This is a genomic window from Pleomorphochaeta sp. DL1XJH-081 (assembly GCF_049310885.1).
Classification (GTDB): domain Bacteria; phylum Spirochaetota; class Spirochaetia; order Sphaerochaetales; family Sphaerochaetaceae; genus CAYZJV01.
Window position 1 is genome coordinate 1 of sequence record NZ_JBMDYO010000188.1, and the last position, 246, is coordinate 246.

General features: G+C 48.8%; 1 pseudogene. It reads left to right on the forward strand.

The features are described 5' to 3' along the window. A pseudogene (locus tag ACODJP_RS14415) lies at positions 1-246 on the forward strand (glycerol-3-phosphate dehydrogenase); the annotation flags it as partial.

Sequence of the window (246 nt, forward strand, 5' to 3'; positions counted from 1 at the left end):
CTTTGCAAAAGAGCTAGCAGCAGGCTTGCCAACAGCAATATCGGTGGCGGCAAGTGATAGCCAATTTGGTGATGACCTACAACAACTTTTCCATTGTGGTAAAAGCTTTCGGGTTTATAAAAACCCAGATATGGTTGGGGTGCAACTTGGTGGCGCAGTCAAAAATGTGATTGCTATCGGGGCGGGTATTTCAGATGGCATGGGCTTTGGTGCCAATGCACGGACTGCTTTGATCACCCGTGGCCT